The organism is Chthonomonas sp., assembly GCF_035294505.1.
GTDB lineage: Bacteria > Armatimonadota > Chthonomonadetes > Chthonomonadales > Chthonomonadaceae > Chthonomonas.
Genome location: NZ_DATGKU010000089.1, coordinates 19,187 through 38,865 on the forward strand (window position 1 = coordinate 19,187; position 19,679 = coordinate 38,865).

Below are 19,679 nucleotides of genomic sequence, written 5' to 3' on the forward strand. Positions count from 1 at the left end.
TCTTAAGAATACCTCACAACAAGCAGTTCTATCGCCGAAATAAAGAGGCAGTAGACAGCACCCTGTGAGGCACTCCCTAAAAATAGGGCACGGTAACCGCTACCGTACCCTACTTCATCCTACCTTCTCGTCCTACTTTTGTGATGGAGGCAACGTTGTTTTGGAGGCCGGAGGTGGAGCAAGGTCGGGATGCTCCTTCTTTAAATCCGGCAGCTGTTGAACCACACCCTTCGATTCCTGCTGCGTCATGGCCTGAGCCTCTTGAGTGCTGTTGATCACGATCGGCGTGATGAATAACACCAACTCTGTGCGATTGGTAACACGCTCGCGTTCACGGAAGAACTGGCCAATGATCGGAATATCCGAAAGCAGAGGAATCTTGTTGACGGTAAGCGTCTCCGTATTTTGAACGAGACCGCCGATCGCCACCGTTTGCCCGCTCTGTACGGTTATCTCGGTATCTATGTTGCGCTCATCCACCACCGGGTACTGGCTGGCGTTGGCGCCAGAACCTAGGGTCTCGAACTGCTTGAGCGTGCTGGCCTGGGCCACCGCATCTATGGTTACCAACCCATCTCGCGTAATGCGTGGGGTCATATCTATCTGATACCCAACCGGCACCGTGGAGATGTTATTCGTAACGAAGTTCGATAGACCGCTGATGGTTTGTCCGGAGATGTAGGGGATCCGCTCCACCACATTCACCAACGCCTCCTGACCGTTGGAGGTGAAGACGGTAGGCGTAGCCATTACTTTTACGCGGTTGTCGCTTTCCAGGGCTTGCAGCAGCGCCGTATAGTTCGCGCCGTTAAGCACGAACTGGGCGCCTTCGGCAAGCGGGTCTAAGGAAAGTCCATTCGACCCGGTGTTGAAACCCGGGGCCTGCAGGCCGAGCTGGCCAGTAGCCGTGTTCGTTTTTCCGAACAGGTCTTTAAACAGACCGTTCAAGGCAAATCCGAGCTTCTCATCCTTATCGAGGCTAACCTCGGCCACGATCAGCTTGATCATCACCTGGCGTGGCACCACGTCGAGCTGCTCAATAAGCTCTTTGACGGCCTCATAGTTATCCGGTGTGGTTGTCACGATAACAGAATCACCGGTAGGAGAGGGGGTTACATACACATTATTCTGTAACTGCAAGAGGTTGGCATACTCCCCGTTGCGACCGCGTCCATACTGTGGGCCGGTGTTCTGCCCGATCCCTCGTTGTTGGCCAAAGAAGCCTCCGAACGGACGGAAGAACTGTCGGGTCGGTTCCTGACCGATGGAGTTAGCCTGATAAGGGTCGGTTGAACCAGAGCCGTTTCCATTATTATCAGTCGCGCCAGCATCCGGCTGCCCTTGAGGAGCAGCGTTGTCCGGCGCGTTTGGAGGCTGAGGGGGTGCAGCAGATCGTGTAAACAGCGCATTGTTGCCGAGCTGACGATTGATCTTGGGCAGCCCTACCTGATTGCTTGTGGTGGGCGCACCGCCGCCGAAGAAGAAGGTGTTGAAGTTGCCAAAACCGTTCTGTTGGCCGGTACCGAACGCCTGTCCGAGGGCATAGGCGACATCGGCGGCATTAGCGTTCTTCAGTGGGAAAATAAAGGTGGTCGACTCCGCGGGCACCTCTTGGTCGAGCGCATCTATCAGCTTGTTGATCGTCTGCATTCGGTCGGGCGTCGCCGTAATCAACACAGAATTGGTGCGTGGGTCGGCTACAACCTTCCCGAACGGGTCGGTGCTCTCCACGGTCTGCTCTTGCTGTTGGTTTCCGAAGAAGGGGTTGAAGAACCCTCCAAAAGCTCTCTGCTGGAACGAGGCGTTCTGCTGATTGGCCTGTGTCGCCCCATATTGATTCGAGAGAACCTGATTCACCAGATTGGCCACATCAACCGCATCCGCAAAATTAATTTTGCGTACCACCGTTTGCAGCAGGGCATTTTGATCGGCGTCGAGGCGATCGATAATGTCGTGGGCCACACGCTCCTGGTTATCCGGAGAGGCCACAACAAGCACCGAGTTCGTCCGTGTATCCGCTACTGCAAATACTGCCGGGCGATTTTGCTGTACCTGAGGCTGTTGACCAGGCTGGAAAGCCGGTTGTGGGCCGGGTCTCCCTGGCTCGTTGGTAGGGGTCGTTGAGCCACTCATCTGTTTGAAGACGTTGTTGATTACATCAGCAACATCGGTGGCGTTGGCATGACGCAGGGGATAGACCCTTAACTCGGTTTTATAGGAACTTTTATCTAACGACTGCACCAAGGCCAGAATGCGTTGCACGTTGCTGGCGGTGTCGGTAACTACAAGAGAATTGGTATCTTGCACACCAATGAGGCTCGCTCCCTGGTTGATCAACGGCTGCAGGTCTTGCGCCAACGATTTTGCATCGGCGTTCTCCAAGGGGATCACCTGCGTCATCACCTGGTTTCTTGGGTCAACCGGAGTAGGCCCATTCGGATTAACACCCGGATTGATCAAGGGTGTATTGCGCGCTGCATTGGCAAAGGGCTCAATAGAGATGACCCCGTTATTTTCAATCGCCGAAAAGCCTCGCACAGCCAACACCTGCTGAAGGATCGTGAAGGCCTGATCGAGAGTAACCGGCGTCGGGTTGATGATCGTCACCTTGCCCGAGAGACTTGGATCGGCCACGATCTCCACATTCGCCATTTGGGCGTAGAACTGCAGCACATTCATGATGTCCGATCCGCGGAAGTCAAAAGAGATGCGCATCCCCTGTCGCCCTGCTACAGCAGCAAAGGGATTACCGGCCCCTCTTTGACCAAAGCCGCCAAACCTACCTGCGCCGCCGAAACCTTGCCCTCTACGAGGTTCGATGCGAAAGGGGGGGTTACCGCCCTGTGCTGGCGGTCTGCCGCCCGGAGGCGGCCCTTGCTGCCCTTGAGCCAAAGCAGGGAGACTGGCTAAGGTCAACAGAGCCGCGACACACCCTTGCGACAGCTTTTCCGAACGGTTTAGAGAGAATTTATGTGGTCTTTGCCTCATCGTCCGGGTCCTCCATTGATGAAGAACCTACCTTGGCCAAAGCCACCCATTCGACGCATCTGTCGCCAGTAGGCGCGCATGGCGGCCCTATCCTGGTTTTGTTGCGGGTTGAACTGAGGTGGCGTTCCGCCCATTACGGGCATGGACATCGTTTGCATCTGAGGTTGTCCCGCAGCTTGCGCATTTTGAGATTGTGCATTCGTCTGCTGGGGCATCTCCGCGTTTTTGTCCAACGGGGTAATCACGATGCTGTCGGAGCGCGTTAGCACAAGAGGTTTATCACCTAACTTCATCATGACGACCTGGTCGCTTACGTTCTGAACCTGTGCTCCCATAAAAGTGTCGCCCGTACGGACATACCGCCCCTCTCCGGTTTTTGAGTTTTCAATGAGGGCGATCGTCTCGTCTCCCACATGCACCGTGCCGGTATAGGCCCAATCCGCAAATGGGTTTACCGGCATAGGCACCACCGGTGTCGGGGCTGGTAAGGTTATCGGTTTAGCCGGTGGACTGGGCGGCTGGGGTGGGCTAAACAGGCTTCCGCGCAGCGCGCTCAGATAAAAGTCGAGACTTGGCTGCAGGGCGTGAGCACCTCCAGTTTCACCGCCGGTTGTTTCTGCATCGGCCACTTGAAGAGCACCAGAGGTACTGCTGGCCACAGCCGCTTTTACCTGCAGCCGATGGGCTGTATGTTTCATATAAGCCGGTGCGGCTCGCAGGGCGACGATCGAAAACACCAGTGCCCCTCCTGCAACACCGACGAGCGTCCATGGAAACTGTTTGCCTCGGATCTCCTTCTTGAAGAGGGTCTCATAGGGTGCCCCGAAGAGCACACCCGACCGACCACCGAAACCGTCATTGATTCCCGTTATCATTTTCGTCTCCTCCTTCGCTCGATGCTGACGAGCTGGCTATTGCGCGTGTATAGGCGGTAATTTGCGCTGTTATGGATACCGCTTGTTGATGCGTATCTTTTGAACCAATATCGAACTTCTCCACCACCAGATGTCCCTTGGGTTTCTCAATAGCATAGAGAAACTTCACTACGGCCGGTTGGAAGGGCGCTTGAAAGCGCACCTGAACCGGCACACGCATCAGTTGGCCAGAAGGGGTTGTTTCAGGCCTTAGTGGCCTGATCTCCGCCAGATGCACCCCCGATTGTGCGGCGATCTGTTCGAGCTGCTCGATGATTCTGGGCATAAGGGCATCCGGTGGAATATCGTAGGCAAGCGCTTCAATATTTTTTTGCAGGGTATTTTGTTGATCTTCTAAAGATCGATACGAGGCCTCATCGGCTCGGTACTGACGCTGCGCGGCGTCCAACGGCAGAATCTTCCCAGAAACGCCGCCCGTAGTCGTCGGTTTTGGCGCCGTTAGTTGTAGCCAGGCGGCAAGCAGCACAACAAGCCCCAAGAGCACCAGCAAGAACTTATCCCGCTTACCGAGCGTCATCTTGTGTGCCTCCTGTTGGTTGTGTTCGCATGGCTGCTTCAGCCACGTTTTGAGAGATCAGCGAGGTCGCCGCAGGATTCACCCGAAACGTGATCACGAAACTTGTCAGCGTGCCTGCATCCGACGGAGCCGGGTTGAGGGGCGACGGCAACGTCTTTGGTGGCGTGGCGGCCGTTTCGGTCGTCCTTAAGGTTGGCGCAGGGTCCACTCCACGAGAGCCGTTGGGCGATTGCCCGTTCACCGGAGGTGCTTGCGGAGGCGCCTGTCCTTGTGTGGGCAGTTGCGAAGGCGCCCCACCAGGTGGGGAAAACCCAGCAGAAGGGCCACCCGGAGCAAAACCTGGAGGCGCCCCTGCCGGTGGGAAACCGGGTGGAGGGCCCCCAAACGGTGCCTGCCCATTAAAACCTGCAGGGCGTGGCCCCCCACCAAAACGCCTGAAAGCTCCTCCCTGTTCGCCTGAACGAAAACCGTTTGTGCCCCCACTCGGTCCAGTAGGTACGCCACTTTGTATCTGGACGTTGGGGCCTCCCATTATTGAATGCGACGTCGGAGCCGAAGGAGCGTTTGGAGGCAACTGGGGATTGGCCGTTTGACGAGCCGGCTGCGCTGCTTGCGACGTCGAACTCGGAGCGGCAGAAGCCGTATTTTGCGGAGCGGCTCCGGTGCTGCTTCCTTGGCCAGCATCTCCCATAAAACTAAGCTGTACATCCGTAAACGCTTTGGAACGCTGCAGGCTTAGCAGCAACGCCACCGCATCAGACGATTTTTTCGCGTTTCCACGCAACGTGATGGTGCCATTGCGTGTAAAAGAGAGCTGTGTGAGCCAAATGTTTGGCGTCGAGGGCATAGCCTGCGAGAGAGCGGTTAATATATCCAGAAGGGGGTGTGCACGATCCAAACCGGATTGCAACTCCTGATGTTCCGTTGTCAGCTTCGTTGTGGCATCCTGCAGGGGCTTCAGCCGATCGTGCTCGAACTTTTGCAGTTTTACGTTGGCATCTAACGTCTCCTGCTGGAGCTGTTCGTGCTTTTGCCAGGCGCCGATAGCCCATGTAGTACCCAAAAAGACCACAACCCCTGTCACACCGATACCGAGCAGCCCAAGCCGCTGTTTCACCAGCCGTTGACGACGCTCTGCAAGCTCAGCCGGAATAAGATTGATGGGCAAAAGCGGCTCTGATGTGGCCTGGAGGGCAAGACCAAGCACACGCGCATAGAAGAGCGCTGAGGCATCGCTCTGGCCTAGCACCGCGCTCCAGGGGTAGAACTCCACCGGAATGTCGAGACTGCCGAGGAGACGGCTGCGCAGCAACTCGAGAAAGGCTGTCGGCCCGCCCAAGAGATAAAGATTACCAATGCTGCGTTGCCGATATTCGTTCTGATAGGCTGCCAATGAGCGCACTACCTCTTCGGCAACACGCTCTGCATGAGCCACTTCATCTCCTCGAGCCCCCATCAATGCAACCCCACGAGAGAAGAAAGCCTGCGAATCGGGAACCACCAAATCCATACTCTCCGATGTTGCAAACAAGAGGGCGGTTCCCGCAGGGAAGCCTGCACCGAGTTGTGCTAAAGCGGTAGAGGAGATGGTCAGATCATGCAGGGTAAGCCCCAATCGCTCGAAAGCCAACAGCACCGCCTCGATGAGGTCTTTACGCATGGCGGCCAAAAGCACGCTGTCCACCTCGGCGCCATCGGCGGCAACCTGCCGTCCCTCCAAGAGACAGTAGCTCAAAACCGCTTCGTCTACCGGATATAGAATATATTGCTGTGCTTCAAAGCTTACCATGCCCTTTAGCTCTTCCGGCGGAACATGGGGAAGTTGAATAGGGCGCAGCGTAGCCAGGTGGCGCGGCAAACAGGCGAAAACGTCCTTTGTCGAGATAGAGGCCTGCTGGAGAGCTTGACGTAGCGCCTCTATCAAAGCATCGGTGAGTTCGGCCGGCCTCTCCCAAATTCCTGCGGGCAAGGCTACCTGAGCGCGCCGTGCGAGATGCGGCTGCTTTCCGAATTCACCACTCGCCCCTGTTGCAACTTCTCCTACCCAAATAGACTCCACTCCCAAGTCTATAGTTACTATGGATCTCTGCGCCCTCATCTTTTGTCTCTCCTTCAACTCCTCATGCACTCCTTCACCACTTACTGCCCTCCACTGCTATAAGTCCCCATATTCGTGCCGGATGTGCTGCTCGAACTAGGCGATGGTAGCGGCAACACAGGCGGAGCATTCCACTGGTACCACCCAGGCGCCCTCTGCACCTCGCGCCACTGCAGTACTTGAGGCCCGTTTGGGGTGAACTCCACCAACGCCGACACGGCGTAGACCCTAGGGCTACCCTGCCTCCGCACAAGAATATGGATAATATAGTCCGCTCCTTTGGTTGATAGCGAGCCGATGGCGTTTTCCAACTCATCATTGCTCACCTGCAGGCTAAATAGGTCGCCTAGCCCTTGAAAGGCCTGGCCACTCTGACGATATTGCACAATGGCGTTTAACAGATCGCGGCTCATGCCAGGCACCATGGCCAACACCTCCGGTGGAGCGGTGTTTACATCCACGACATTTTCGCGATAGGTATTATTATCTACCGTTATCTTATCGGCGATCTGCTGCATCAACGCGGTTGTTACCCCCTGCACTTTCAAGAGATCGCCTATTGAGGTGAACTGCCCGCCTCCACCGCCAGCTGCTCCGCCACCTTCTGGGCCTCCACCGGGGCGAGGAGACCCTCCACCCCCTGGACCACCTCCAGGGCGTGGTCCGCCTCCATTACCCCCGTTTCCCCCGGGTCCACCACCTACGCCCCCAGGACGAGGGCCGCCGCCCGGGCCACCACCCGCACCTCCAGGCCGCGGACCACCACCACCTGCACCACCTGGGCGAGGGCCACCACCTCCTCCGGGTCGAGCTTGCCTATGACTTGTAGCATTCGCCGCAGCGCCTGCCCCCGCAGCACCACCCCCGTTTCCTCCGGCAGCCCCCCCGCCACCTTGCCGATAGTTGACGATAGCTTGGGCAATATTGGCAGGGATATTTAGCTGCTGCTCCAGGTCTTGCTCCGATGCCGTGTTGATGTTAATGCGCTGGGTTCCATCAGACGCCACGTTCAGCTCACGCGAAACGGTGGTAAAAAGCTGGGCCAGCGGCAACGTGCTGTTCTGATAAATATCGCTGAAATCTTCCCCGGTCGTGCCGTTGTTGGCCCCACCGGTATTGGTTCCACCGGCCGTTCCTCCTCCGTTGGCAGCCCCACCCCCTAGCAAAGACTGCCGAGTCTTTACCGCGTTCCCGTACCGCCCCACAACACTCCGACTCGATATGGTGCTGGAACTCGTGCTCAAACTGTTTGTGGTGGTGTTACTAAGAGTCTGCCCGGCAGCAGCAGGGGTGCCAGCGACGGTGCCGTAGAGAATGGAAGGGGTCATTCCTTGCACCAGTAAAAGCTCTCCAACGGTATCGAAGGGAGCCCCTTTATTGTCATAAGGGGTTGGCAAACTCTCATAGTTCTCCGTTCCCCCTTGCTGTTGTGTGCTTTGGTCGCTCGTCGGCTGAGCATTTGTTGTTGTGGCAGCCGTACGCCAGTCAATGATCGCCTGGGCTAAATCAGGGTTTTGGGCAAAGACCGGCAATTGCTCTAGTGTATTGAGGTCAACTTGATTGATGTTGATGCGTGAGGCCGTATCTACCGCCATCACCTTTACCCACAAGTCACCTATTTGCCACCAGCCGTTTTGATCGGCCGACGGATCGGGTTGTACCACTCCATAGGTCGCCCCATTGTTGCTCGTCTGCTCTAGGGAGCTAATGGCATAGTTCAAAGCGCCTTTGGCCGCATAGTAGTCCTCGACCTGCTCAACGAAATTGGCGCTCGCTCTAGCTTGATCATGTGCCCGTGCCGCGAGGGTAACGGCTACGGCCACCAGCAGCAGCATGGCCAGTAGAACGGGAATCAGCGCCTGACCGCGATGCGCTCTCATTGCCCCCCTCCTGTACTCATCTCATTCGTACCGCTCGCACCGGAGCCGTTTTGCGAGCTAGATGAGCTACTGCTATTCACCGGCGTGTTGGGCAGGGGTGGCTGCAGTACCTCAATGGGGATCGTGGTGATAAATGTATCCGGGTTGCCGTCGCTACCTTGAATCACCAACGTTACCTGCACCGCCGATGGCAACTGCATATCCCCAGTAGTAGCGCTACTGGTGGTGGTCGTCGCATTCTGGTTCTGACCACTCTGCCCTTGCCCACTCTGCTGGGTTAGTTGCTGCATCTGCTGCTGCCAGTTGGGTTGCTCGAAATCCCAGCTGTCACGCCAGGTCTGTTGGTTCGGGTCCCAAAACTGCAACTGCATGGAGATAACGTTATTGGCGATCACATCGGGAACGCTGAGGTTCGTTTGGGCAAAAAGCTGCAGGTTAGGCACATTCACCACAGTTCGGTGCAACTCGCCGGTAGTGGTATCTAGCCAGTAACGCACCAAGGCACAATCCCATTGGGGTGTCCAACTATTCGTCGCTGCGGTGGTATTTGCGCTATTTGCCATTATGTTGGCATTTAGGGCGAGTACCGGGTCGAGATTGGGGTCAGCGGTCTGTATCCTTCCGGTTAAGGTGCTTAAATAGAGCAGGCTATTCGGCAACTGCACCGAGCTTGGGGCACCGTTACCAACAAAAAGAGAGACGGCGTTGTTGGCGGCAGGAAAAGCCGCCTCCAAGTCCTGCTGCAGAAAATGAAATACCGCACGCGCTACCTCCGCATCTTGTTGGTGATTCTGCAGGGTAATCTCGGCACGTATAGATGTGGAGAGCGCCACACCTAATGCGGCGGTAATGATGCCGAAGATGATGAGGGCCACAAGCGCCTCGATCAGGGTAAAGCCTTGCTGTTGCCTAGTCATTGCCCGGTAAGTCCACTCGATGTGGTTGTCGAAGGAGAGGTTCCATTCTGCTGTTGCGCGCGCAGATAGGTCACAAAGTCCCTACCTACCGGCTGGTTTGGGTCTCCCCATTCAATATGAACCGTCACCTTGAAAAGATCAGGGTACTGGGTTGGGTCTACCTCTTCCGTCCACCGATAGTCGGGGTACTGAGGGCTGAAATCTCCTTTTTGCGTCCCTGCACTAAGACTAGCCGACTGCAGCTCTAGCTCGGCGAGCTTCTCCTGAGCGAGCATGGCGGCCGTTTGCAGATGTTCCGCCCTCGATGCTAACTGCACGCTTGCCGAGATAGCGCCCAACGCCGCCGTCACTCCTATAGCTAGCAGCAATGTGGCCACGATCATCTCCACCAAAGTAAAACCATGAGACGCTCGCATCGCTACTGTCCTTGAGTACCAGGGCTTGCGTTAAGAGATTCCATCTGGCTTGTTGCCGGCTGCAGCAGGAGATCGGCCTCATATCCCTGAGCGCTCACCAAACTCAACTGCGCCCCGTCACACGTGCCATCGCCGTAGAAGTTCACCTGTGTTAACCCTCCGAGCATGTTTGGCGTTACCGATGGTTGCATCGGTGTAAAGCTTAGTACCCGTATGTTGTCGCCCAACTCCACCGGCTGGCTTTGAGGCATAGGTTGCGACGTCACATCCTGTTGCAGAGCTACAGGGGTGTCGGTAGACGGCGGCGGCAGGGGAACCAGCAGTAAGAAGGCGTTGTGTGCTGGGTCCCACTGCACGGCAACCGTCTCATCGAGCGCGATGGCCTGGCGATGGGCGTAAGCAAAAAGAGACTCGACCTGGCTTACCTTCTCATCGAACTGCCGCTTGGCGTAGAACCTATCGTAAGCCGGCACGACGATCCCGGCCGCAATCGCGATGATCAGGATCACCGTGAGCAGTTCAATAAGCGTAAAGCCTCTTTTGCCCACTCTCAAGCGCTATTGCCCTTTCAGGTTCCAGTCCTGAATGTCATCGGCTGTCCCCGGTTGCCCATCCGGCCCGGCAGAATAGAGATCGTACTCACGCCCGTTGCTTCCGGGGACTTTGTAAATATAGGGATTGCCCCACGGATCGAGCGGGATATGGTCAATATTCTTTAAGTAAGGCCCATTCCATTTGCCACGGGGGCTAGGTGGTGTGATCAGCGCATCTAAGTTCGGTGGTACCGTGCCCATATCCAGCTTATACTGGTCAATGGCATTGTCGAAGGCCTTAATGTCGGCAATTGCTGCCGAAATCTTGGCGTCCTTTATGCGGCTAATGACGTTTGGCACCACGATCGCGGCCAAGATCGCCAGAATCACTACCACGACGAGAATCTCGATCAGCGTAAAGGCGCGTCGTATCTCTTTAGCTCGTTGACTCATACAGACTATCTCCTTATCTAAAAAGTTATAACTATTTTACGAGAGTATTGGCTTTAAATATCGGTAAGAGAATAGACAACACGATGAACCCGATGAAAGCGCCCATCAGCAAGACCACCAGAGGTTCTACCAGACTGGTTAATCGCCGCATGGTATTATCTACCTCGAAATCCAACGTTTCCGCCGTCCGCAGCAACATGCTCGGCAGTCTGCCGGTCTCCTCCCCAACCGCCGTCATGTGCAGCACCACGGGCAGAAAATCGCCGCTTTTTTCCAACGCGGCGTGCAGCGTCTCGCCTTGTCGCACATGCCCACGGGCATTCAACACCGATTCGGCGGCCACCTCATTGCCGAGCGCTGAGGCGGTGATGCTCATGGCTTCGAGGATCGGTACCCCGCCGGCCAACAAGGTGCCCAGCGTTCTTGCCAAGCGAGAGGCAACCACTTTCCGATTCAACGTTCCGAACAGGGGCATCTCCAGGAGAAACGCATCCAGTCGGCGCTTCCCCGTCTCGGTACGCAGCCAGCGCCTTAGGAGAAAAAGCGCAAGCGCGATCCCAAGAACAATGCCCAGCCAATAGTGCCCGATGAAGCCGGAGAGACTCAGGAGAATGACGGTGGGCAAAGGCAAGGCGCTGCCCATATCGTGAAAGATGCCGGAGAGTTTAGGCACCACGAAGGTCAACAGAAAGGTCACCGCCCCTACGGCCACCGTTATCAACACGGCCGGGTAGGTCAGCGCCGCCGCAATCTGGCTACGGCGAGTCTGCTCCTTCTCCATAAAATCGGCGAGACGTTTCATCACTTCGGGCAGTTGGCCGGAAACCTCGCCGGCTCGCACCATGTTGATGTAGAGCGTAGAGAACTCTCGCGGAAACTTGCTCAACGCCTCAGACAGAGGCTGGCCGGCGCGGATATCAGCCTGCATAGACTGCAGCATGGGGCGAATGGCCTCGCTCTCCATCTGTTCGATCAGCGTGGAGAAAGCCCTATCCATCGGCAAACCGGCATCGAGCAGGTCTGCCATCTCTCGTGTGAAAAGCAGAATCTGGGTGCGACCAATGCGCTTTTTCCCTTCTGATGTCGAGGAGACCGTGGCCTTCGCCTCCTTTTTCTTGGCCATCGCCCCGTTCGCCGCTTGCTGGCCGGTGAGTATGCGGGTGGGGTAGACCCCCAAAGCCCGCACCTTCACCGCGGCATCCTGAAGGTCCTGCGCATTGATAACCCCCGTTGTTAGGCGACCGCTGCGGTCGCGTGCCTCATACGTGAACTCTGGCATGGCGGCTAAATGCTAAACTCCTCCCTCTGGCACACACGAAGTACCTCTTGCACCGTGGTAAGTCCCTGTAACACCTTTTCCCGGCCGTCTTGAAGCATCGTGGTCATGCCCCGATGCCGCTGGGCATACTGTTTGATCTGGTTCGATGGCTCATGCCGCGTGATCATCCCCCGTATCTCCTCGTCCACCGTCAGCATCTCGAAGATGCCACTTCGGCCTCGAAAGCCCACCCCACGACACTCCGGGCATCCACGCCCTTTCATCAAAAGGTGCGCCTGCTCCGGCTCTATTCCGATCTCTCGCAGGGCAACGGCCTTCTCCTCGTAAGGCTCCCGGCAGCGCTCACAGTTTATACGTACAAGCCGTTGCGCTAAAACACCGATGAGAGATGAGGCCACCAAGTAAGGCTCCGCACCAATATCGAGCAGGCGGCTGACGGCACCGGCGGCATCGTTGGTATGTAGGGTGGAGAAGACGAGATGGCCCGTAAGTGCCGCCTGAATGGCGATCTCCGCTGTTTCTCTATCGCGAATCTCCCCAACCATAATGACATCGGGGTCTTGTCGCACAATGCTGCGCAACCCATTGGCAAACGTTAACCCGATCTGCGGCTGCACCTGTATCTGGTTAATACCCGAAAGCTGGTACTCCACCGGGTCTTCGACTGTAATGATCTTTTTCTCGATGCTATAAATCTCGCTTAGCGCCGCATAGAGAGTGGTTGTTTTTCCAGAGCCTGTAGGGCCGGTCACCAAAATAATGCCATGGGGTTCCTGGATGAGCCGCCGAAATGTGGAAAACATCTGTTGGTTCATGCCCAATTCGGTAAGGCCTAACATAGCCGTCTGCTTGTCCAAAATGCGCATAACCACCGACTCGCCATATACGGTGGGAACCGAGGAGACGCGGATATCAATTTGGCGTCCCCCGCTGCGAATGCGCATACGCCCATCTTGAGGTAACCGCCGCTCGGCAATGTCCATATCTGAAAGAATCTTGATTCGGCTTACAATGGCTGCGTGGAAGCGACGCGGCGGCGCATTCACCTCATGAAGCACGCCATCAATACGATAGCGCACGCGCAACATGCGCTCAAACGGCTCGATATGGATATCGGAAGCCCCATCCTGAATGGCCTGGTTAATGATCAGGTTCACCATCTGGATGACGAACTCTTCCTTCGCCATCTTTTGGAGGTCGGCGATATCCAGGCTCTCCTCGTCTTCGGTAACGGCGCGCTCGGCCTCCTCAACGCCCTGTATCATGCGCGACATGTAACTCTGCTCACACACGCGGCGTATGTCGGTAGCCGAGGCCAGCATGGGGGCAATGTCGAGACCGGTAAGCAGATGGAGATCGTCAATGGCCTGAATATCTAGCGGATCGGCCATCGCCACCACAAGCCTCTCCTCGTTGCGCCGAATGGGAATGAGCAGGTGACGGATAGCAAACTCGCTAGGAACCATCTTCAAAACTTCTTGGTCGGGTGGCTCTTGGTTCAAATCTACCAGGGGCACTTCGAGTTGACGTGAAAGCGTTTCAAGCAACCGGGCCTCTGAGATCGCCCGCATCGAGACGAGTATCTCTCCAATCCGCCTACGGCTCTCCCCGCGCTGCTGTTCGGTTAAAGCCATATTGAGCTGGTCTGGAGTAATGGCTCCCTCTTCCACCAATAAGGTGCCCAAAAGGGCCCGTTTTAACTTTAACAAGGTCGTGCTCCTCTTTCTTTTTCACACCCTACAGACGCACACACGCAATTCAACCGTCATATTTGACGCACAAGTCCTTCACGAGTTTCGGTCATTTTTCAACTTAGCGGATGAAGCCGTGAACGTGGATAGGGGTGTCTTCGCATAATGCCCTCAAGGACATTCACATCCATACCGATACTTACATACCTTCTCCAGATTTAGGCTATGAATAAAGCCTATGGCGTCATGACACAGACCGAGTAAACAACACACTAATGAAAGGATATCCCATGAAAGGAATCGTATTTAATCTCCTCGAAAGCGTCGTATGTAGTCAGTTTGGCGAAGATACATGGGACGATATTTTAGAGGAAAGCCAGGTACACGGTGTTTATACCACTCTTGGCAATTACCCTGATGATGAGCTATTCCAGATCGTTTGTGCAGCCTCCAAAATCCTGCACATATCACCCCACGAGGTCATTCGATTTTTCGGTCAAAAATCTATCCCGCTTATGGCAGCCGCCCATCCAGAGTTTTTTTCCGCTCACAACAATACACGCTCTTTTATCTTAGCATTAAATACTATTATCCATCCTGAAGTTCGAAAGCTCTACCCTGGTGCTCAAGTTCCCGTCTTTGAGTTTGACACAAGCTCGTCCAACAAACTCATCATCACATACTCATCTCCAAGAAAGCTTTGCGCCTTCGCCCAAGGCCTTATCGAAGGCACTGCGGAGTATTTCGGCGAGACAATTGACCTTCAACACCTCGTCTGCATGCACCGGGGCGATTCGAATTGTGTTCTTCAAGTCGTTTTCAACACCACCTCTGCTAACGGGAAGGAAAAATGACGACAATGCTAACCCTATTAGAAGCGCAACAGCAGATCGAGCGACTTCAAAAAAGGCTAGAGCGAGAGCGCCTCGCGCGTAGAGAAGCAGAAACCATCGCGGAGAACGGGTTGAGACAGCTTTACCAAAAGCAAAAAGAGATTGAACTTCTTCAAAACGTGGCCATTACGGCAAACGAGGCTAAGTCGTTTGCTGGTGCACTCGAAAAAACTCTGCTTTTAATGTGCCAACATATGGATTGGCCTGTGGGGCATGTCTACCTACCCGATATCCAAAATAGCGACCAGCTAATCTCTTCTTCAATCTGGTATCTGCATGTTCCTAATCCAGAATATTATAAAGACTTTTGTGATAGCGTACAAAGGTCTCCGCTAGAGATCGGAGTAGGCTTACCGGGACAGGTTTTAGCAACCGGCAAGCCCTTCTGGGTCTCGGATATATCTCAGTGTACGAAGTGTCCTCGTGCCTGCCTTATCCTTCGCCATGGTTTTCGATCGGGCTTTGCCTTTCCGGTTCATGTGGCAGGCAAATGCCATGCGATTCTCGAGTTTTTCTACGGTGACACCAGCGTCCCAGACCCGAAGCTTATGGAGCTTACACAACATATTGCCACCCAGCTTGGCCGTGTTGTAGAGCGCGAGCTCGCTACCCAAAACATACAACACTTGGCATATCATGACACATTAACGGGTCTTCCAAACCGTCGCCTCTTTCAAGATAGACTACACATCTCACTAGCACAATGCGCCCGTCATAAACGCGAAATGGGGGTTCTTTTTCTTGACTTGGATCGTTTCAAAGTTATTAATGATAGTATGGGGCACCACAACGGCGATGAACTCCTCCGACAAGTCGCTTCTCGCCTTGTTGGGTGCGTCCGTGAAGGCGATACCGTATCTCGGTCTGGCGGTGACGAGTTTGTGGTTCTATTGCCCGAAGTCAGCGGCCTTGAGGATATTCATGACGTCGCTAACCGCATCCTATCAGCCATGCAACCTCCGTTTCGAATAGACGAACAAGAAGTCTTTGTCACCTTTAGTATTGGTGCTAGCGCGTATCCCTATGCCGGTACCGATGCGGAAACACTGCTAAAAAATGCCGATTTAGCCCTCTATAAGGCCAAGCAACGGGGACGTAACTGCTATGAGATGTTTACCCCTCAGCTCGCCACTCAAGCTCAGGCGACTCTACAACTCGAAACAAATTTGCGAAAGGCTTTGGCGAACCACGAATTTTCTGTCTATTATCAACCGCAAGTAGATACTCTCACCGGTAAAATCATTGGAATGGAGGCACTTGTCCGCTGGCAACACCCCAATCTAGGGATAATTCCACCCCATGAATTTATTCCGTTGGCAGAAGAAACCGGTCTGATTATCCCCCTAGGAGCTTGGGTGCTACGTACCGCGTGTCACCACGCCCACCTGTGGCATTCAAAGGGACACCAACTTCGGGTCTCTGTAAACCTATCGCTGCGCCAGTTCCAGCAGGCTGACCTCGTAGATGAAATAAAGAAAATCTTGGTAGAGACTCAGCTCGATCCCAACCTCCTAGATTTGGAGATAACCGAAAGCGTTGCGATATCAAATATGGAGCGCACTATGCAAATATTGCAGGCGCTCAAAAGGCTTGGGGTACATCTTTCTCTAGATGATTTTGGAACCGGCTACTCTTCACTCAGCTCGCTCTCTCTTCTCCCCGTTGATACGGTGAAGATTGATAAGTCCTTCATTCAAGGTTTGCAAACAGATCCGCGCAACGCAGCGATTGTGGAGACGATTATTCATATGGCTCGCAATCTGCAACTTCACGTCGTTGCAGAGGGAGTGGAAGTTCCCCAACAGCAGCAGTTCCTCTTAGAGCACCGCTGTCACACCATACAAGGCTATCTCTATAGCAAACCACTTACCGCACAGGCTTTTGAAGACTTCCTTAACGATCAGGCTAGCAACTCTTTACCCCGAGCGGCTTAGCGAGGCAGGTATCTGAAGGGTGGGAGTGAAATTTCACTCTCACCTCCTGGCATTTAACTAAAAGAACTCCCCCTCACGCAGAACCCTTTTTCAAGTCGGTTGACAAGGAAGAGTTTAGCAAGTAATCTCCTATAGGCTTTACCGACAAGCTTTGAGAGGAAAATGGAGATGAAAATCCGCTTTATATTGTCATTCGGAGCCATCCTGCTCTGCGTAGGCCTGTGCATAAAACCGTTTTCTGCACAGGCAGAAACGCCCCAAGAATGGGTGGCTCTCGGTCAGCGTGTCCACGGGGCGTTCGGCTCCTACGTGGCCCTCGGCATACGCATCGGCTTAGATGCTCTCCGTCGCCTGCATGCCCGACGCACCGAGGTGGAGGTAACCTACCAATCGGGTCTTAAAGCGCCCTGTCCTTGCGTTGCCGACGGCATTATGCTGGCAACCGTCGCCACTCCGGGGCGGGGCACACTCCACGTGCTTTCTGCGCGGGCCGATCAGCCTGTCTTTGGAATCGCCACAATCACCGACATACGAACTAAACAAACGCTACGCTACGTCATCCCGGCATCGGCACAGGCATTTCTCGACCGATGCAATCGGTTTAGCCCCCTGAAACGCTATTGGGCCGTCATGAAAGCCAATCCGAGTTCTCTCTATCAAGTAACGCTTCTACGTCCTACCAAATCCACAAAAACCCCACCATCCAAATCGCACCCCACAGCACATGCCAAGGTACAACCTTAAGGCCGATGCCAAAACCGTATCTCCTTGACAAATCCGCCTCCAGTGTGCCATATTTAAAGCGACGCTGCGGGGTGGAGCAGCCTGGTAGCTCGTCGGGCTCATAACCCGAAGGTCGCCAGTTCGAATCTGGCCCCCGCTCCCTTTCCTGAACGGAGCTTGCCCTAAGGCAGGCTCCGTGAATTCGTTTGATTCGACCAACTTCGCTTCAATCCTCCGCTCTTCGCGTTGGCAGGAATCCCCTCTTCGATGTCGAACCCAAATAAAAACACCACGTGAGAGGGCCTTATGGCGATGCTAAAAATACTTCCTATCGGCAGCCTCAGTCTTTTGCTCGTACTCACCTCCACAGCCTGCTTGGCGGCGATGAACCTCTATGTGGCACCCAACGGAAACGACAACTGGTCAGGCCACCTTCCTTATCCCAATCGTGCTCATACAGATGGGCCTTTCGCGACACTTGGGCGAGCACAGCAGGCCGTACGCGCTTTCAAAAAGGAGCACCCTACCCTAAAAGAAGGTGTTACCATATGGCTAGAAGGGGGTCGCTATGAACTGCACCAAACTTTTGCCCTTACATCGGAAGATGGAGGAACCGCCCAAGCGCCAATTCGCTATGCCGCCTGGCACCGGCAGACCGTCTCCATTACCGGTGGGAAGCTTATCTCGCATTGGCAACCGGTAACCGACCCCCATATTCTTGAGCGTTTGCCTGAAGCCGCGCGTGGTCATGTGCTTCAATGTGATCTACGCAGCCAAGGCATTCAGGACTTTGGGCAGCTAACCCGACGCGGTTTTGGTCTACCTATCGTTCCCGCTCCGTTGGAGCTGTTCTTTCGTGGAGAGCCGATGCAGCTCGCCCGATGGCCCCTCCACGGCTATGCGACGATCACCGCCACTCCGGCCGGCCCTCAAGGCGGTGAGTTTGGTTATGAGGGCGACGAGCCATCACGCTGGAGCAACGATCAGGACGTATGGGTACACGGCTACTGGACGTTCGACTGGGCCGATAGCTACGAAAAAATCGCCTCCATTGATACGGCGAAGCACCTCATCCACACCGTCCCGCCTCACGGCGTCTACGGCTATCAGATTGGTTCACGCTGGTATGCGTTGAATATCCTCGAAGAGCTTGCCGTGCCGGGTGAGTACTACCTCGACCGGGATACCGGCATTCTCTATTTCTGGCCGCCCGACCCTATCCACAAAGGGGATACGGAGGTTTCGATTCTCACAACTCCGCTCATCACTCTAACCGACGCCTCTCATGTGATTTTAGATGGCCTCACCATTGAGTGCGGACGCGGCTGCGGTGTGCAGATAGTGGGTGGAGACCACAACCTCCTAATCCATTGCACTCTCCGCAATTTCGGAGAATACGCCGTAAGCATCGGAGATGATACGCAGAATTACCAGAATGCTATCTATGCAAATACACTCCTTAATCGCCAAAGTGGGTCTCATAACGGCATTGAAGAGTGTGCCATCTACAACACCGGCAGCGGAGGCGTGTTTCTAGGTGGTGGCGACCGTCAAACGCTCACTCCGGGGGGCAACTTTGTGATCGGATGCACCATCCACGACTACAACCGTTGGGACTTCACCTACCGCGCCGGCGTCAATATAGATGGAGTTGGCAACCTCATTGCCTATAACGCCATCTACAATGCCCCTCATAATGCCATCTTGCTCTCCGGCAATAACCACCTCATCGAGTTCAACGATATTCACGACGTCTGTCTCGATACCGGCGACGCCGGAGCCTTCTATATGGGACGCGACCTCAGCATGCGGGGGAACACCGTTCGCTATAACTACTTCCACAACATTGAACCCCACATTCAACGGGCAAACGCCTTTGAGGGAGTTCAATCGGTCTATCTCGATGACTGCGCCAGCGGCACCACCGTCTACGGAAATATCTTCTTCCATGCCGGCTGTGCCGTGATGATCGGCGGTGGACGCGATAACACCATAGATAACAATCTCTTTCTCGATTGCGACCCCGCCATTCATGTAGATGCGCGCGGCCTCAGTTGGGCAAAGGACTGGTTTAACGGTAAAGACCCCATCCTCATTTCACGCCTTGAAGCCGTTCACTATAACCAGCCCCCCTACAGCATTGCCTACCCACACCTGGCCAACATCCTGCAGGACGACCCGGCCGTGCCGAAATACAACACCATCATCCACAACATCTGTGCGGGTGGCACCTGGATTCGGTGGCTCGACGGCATGAACGACCACATCGTCACCGTTCAAGACAATTTGGTGACCACCGATCCGGGCTTTTTAGACCCTCTGGCCCCCGAAAAACGGGGTTTTGAACTCCTGCCTCGTTCTCCCGCTCTCCATATGGGCTTCCGACCTATCCCATTCAACCAAATAGGGCCGAAAGGCTTTA

At 54.9% G+C, this 19,679-nt stretch carries 15 protein-coding genes and 1 tRNA gene; 5 read left to right on the top strand and 11 right to left on the bottom strand.

The features are described 5' to 3' along the window. Positions 1–132: 132 nt before the first annotated feature. The 11 genes from VKV18_RS05165 to gspE are packed head-to-tail and all read right to left on the bottom strand — an operon-like array spanning position 133 to position 13,725. Positions 133–2,988, bottom strand: coding sequence for a secretin N-terminal domain-containing protein (locus VKV18_RS05165; RefSeq protein WP_324203159.1), 2,856 nt, complete (start codon positions 2,986–2,988; stop codon positions 133–135). After that, entirely contained in the window at positions 2,985–3,863 is an 879-nt protein-coding gene (locus VKV18_RS05170) for a hypothetical protein (protein WP_324203160.1), read from the bottom strand. The genes VKV18_RS05165 and VKV18_RS05170 overlap by 4 nt, the downstream gene beginning before the upstream one ends. After that, complete coding sequence (gene pilO / locus VKV18_RS05175; protein ID WP_324203161.1) at positions 3,844–4,440, bottom strand: type 4a pilus biogenesis protein PilO; 597 nt, start codon at positions 4,438–4,440, stop codon at positions 3,844–3,846. Before pilO ends, VKV18_RS05170 begins: the two co-directional genes overlap by 20 nt. After that, positions 4,427–6,538, bottom strand: coding sequence for a pilus assembly protein PilM (gene pilM / locus VKV18_RS05180; protein ID WP_324203162.1), 2,112 nt, complete (start codon positions 6,536–6,538; stop codon positions 4,427–4,429). Before pilM ends, pilO begins: the two co-directional genes overlap by 14 nt. 41 nt (positions 6,539–6,579) lie before the next feature. Further along, positions 6,580–8,418, bottom strand: a complete 1,839-nt coding sequence (locus tag VKV18_RS05185; protein ID WP_324203163.1) for a helix-hairpin-helix domain-containing protein — start codon at positions 8,416–8,418, stop codon at positions 6,580–6,582. Next, the gene (locus VKV18_RS05190) at positions 8,415–9,335 is read right to left on the bottom strand and encodes a type II secretion system protein (RefSeq protein WP_324203164.1); all 921 of its coding nucleotides are present in this window, start codon (positions 9,333–9,335) and stop codon (positions 8,415–8,417) included. Before VKV18_RS05190 ends, VKV18_RS05185 begins: the two co-directional genes overlap by 4 nt. Next, entirely contained in the window at positions 9,332–9,751 is a 420-nt protein-coding gene (locus tag VKV18_RS05195; protein ID WP_324203165.1) for a type IV pilus modification PilV family protein, read from the bottom strand. The genes VKV18_RS05190 and VKV18_RS05195 overlap by 4 nt, the downstream gene beginning before the upstream one ends. A 2-nt stretch (positions 9,752–9,753) precedes the next feature. Continuing rightward, a complete protein-coding gene (locus VKV18_RS05200) occupies positions 9,754–10,299 on the bottom strand; it encodes a prepilin-type N-terminal cleavage/methylation domain-containing protein (protein ID WP_324203173.1) in 546 nt (181 codons plus the stop codon). A 9-nt stretch (positions 10,300–10,308) separates the two neighbouring features. Then, entirely contained in the window at positions 10,309–10,737 is a 429-nt protein-coding gene (gspG, locus tag VKV18_RS05205) for a type II secretion system major pseudopilin GspG (protein WP_324203166.1), read from the bottom strand. A gap of 31 nt (positions 10,738–10,768) precedes the next feature. Then, entirely contained in the window at positions 10,769–12,016 is a 1,248-nt protein-coding gene (locus VKV18_RS05210) for a type II secretion system F family protein (RefSeq protein WP_324203167.1), read from the bottom strand. 5 nt (positions 12,017–12,021) lie between these two features. Next, positions 12,022–13,725, bottom strand: a complete 1,704-nt coding sequence (gene gspE / locus VKV18_RS05215) for a type II secretion system ATPase GspE (RefSeq protein ID WP_324203168.1) — start codon at positions 13,723–13,725, stop codon at positions 12,022–12,024. A gap of 272 nt (positions 13,726–13,997) precedes the next feature. Between gspE and VKV18_RS05220 the strand changes: the two genes are divergently transcribed. The 5 genes from VKV18_RS05220 to VKV18_RS05240 form a co-directional block, all read left to right on the top strand. After that, positions 13,998–14,561: a heme NO-binding domain-containing protein gene (locus VKV18_RS05220; RefSeq protein ID WP_324203169.1), complete on the top strand. Its 564-nt coding sequence runs from the start codon at positions 13,998–14,000 to the stop codon at positions 14,559–14,561. After that, positions 14,558–16,534 carry an EAL domain-containing protein gene (locus VKV18_RS05225; RefSeq protein ID WP_324203170.1) on the top strand — a complete coding sequence of 659 codons (1,977 nt, stop codon included), beginning with the start codon at positions 14,558–14,560 and terminating at the stop codon, positions 16,532–16,534. Before VKV18_RS05220 ends, VKV18_RS05225 begins: the two co-directional genes overlap by 4 nt. A 168-nt stretch (positions 16,535–16,702) precedes the next feature. Continuing rightward, complete coding sequence (locus VKV18_RS05230; protein ID WP_324203171.1) at positions 16,703–17,278, top strand: formylmethanofuran dehydrogenase subunit E family protein; 576 nt, start codon at positions 16,703–16,705, stop codon at positions 17,276–17,278. A 65-nt stretch (positions 17,279–17,343) separates the two neighbouring features. Beyond that, positions 17,344–17,417, top strand: a tRNA-Met gene (locus VKV18_RS05235). 146 nt (positions 17,418–17,563) lie between these two features. Continuing rightward, the coding region (locus VKV18_RS05240; RefSeq protein ID WP_324203172.1) for a right-handed parallel beta-helix repeat-containing protein at positions 17,564–19,679 on the top strand (2,116 nt) is incomplete at its 3' end.

Excerpts from the sequence above, each read along its gene's own strand:
- VKV18_RS05165 (WP_324203159.1), bottom strand. The coding sequence starts at position 2,988 with ATGAGGCAAAGACCACATAAATTCTCTCTAAACCGTTCGGAAAAGCTG.
- VKV18_RS05170 (WP_324203160.1), bottom strand. The coding sequence starts at position 3,863 with ATGATAACGGGAATCAATGACGGTTTCGGTGGTCGGTCGGGTGTGCTC.
- pilO (WP_324203161.1), bottom strand. The coding sequence starts at position 4,440 with ATGACGCTCGGTAAGCGGGATAAGTTCTTGCTGGTGCTCTTGGGGCTT.
- pilM (WP_324203162.1), bottom strand. The coding sequence starts at position 6,538 with ATGAGGGCGCAGAGATCCATAGTAACTATAGACTTGGGAGTGGAGTCT.
- VKV18_RS05185 (WP_324203163.1), bottom strand. The coding sequence starts at position 8,418 with ATGAGAGCGCATCGCGGTCAGGCGCTGATTCCCGTTCTACTGGCCATG.
- VKV18_RS05190 (WP_324203164.1), bottom strand. The coding sequence starts at position 9,335 with ATGACTAGGCAACAGCAAGGCTTTACCCTGATCGAGGCGCTTGTGGCC.
- VKV18_RS05195 (WP_324203165.1), bottom strand. The coding sequence starts at position 9,751 with ATGCGAGCGTCTCATGGTTTTACTTTGGTGGAGATGATCGTGGCCACA.
- gspG (WP_324203166.1), bottom strand. The coding sequence starts at position 10,737 with ATGAGTCAACGAGCTAAAGAGATACGACGCGCCTTTACGCTGATCGAG.
- VKV18_RS05210 (WP_324203167.1), bottom strand. The coding sequence starts at position 12,016 with ATGCCAGAGTTCACGTATGAGGCACGCGACCGCAGCGGTCGCCTAACA.
- VKV18_RS05220 (WP_324203169.1), top strand. The coding sequence starts at position 13,998 with ATGAAAGGAATCGTATTTAATCTCCTCGAAAGCGTCGTATGTAGTCAG.
- VKV18_RS05225 (WP_324203170.1), top strand. The coding sequence starts at position 14,558 with ATGACGACAATGCTAACCCTATTAGAAGCGCAACAGCAGATCGAGCGA.
- VKV18_RS05230 (WP_324203171.1), top strand. The coding sequence starts at position 16,703 with ATGAAAATCCGCTTTATATTGTCATTCGGAGCCATCCTGCTCTGCGTA.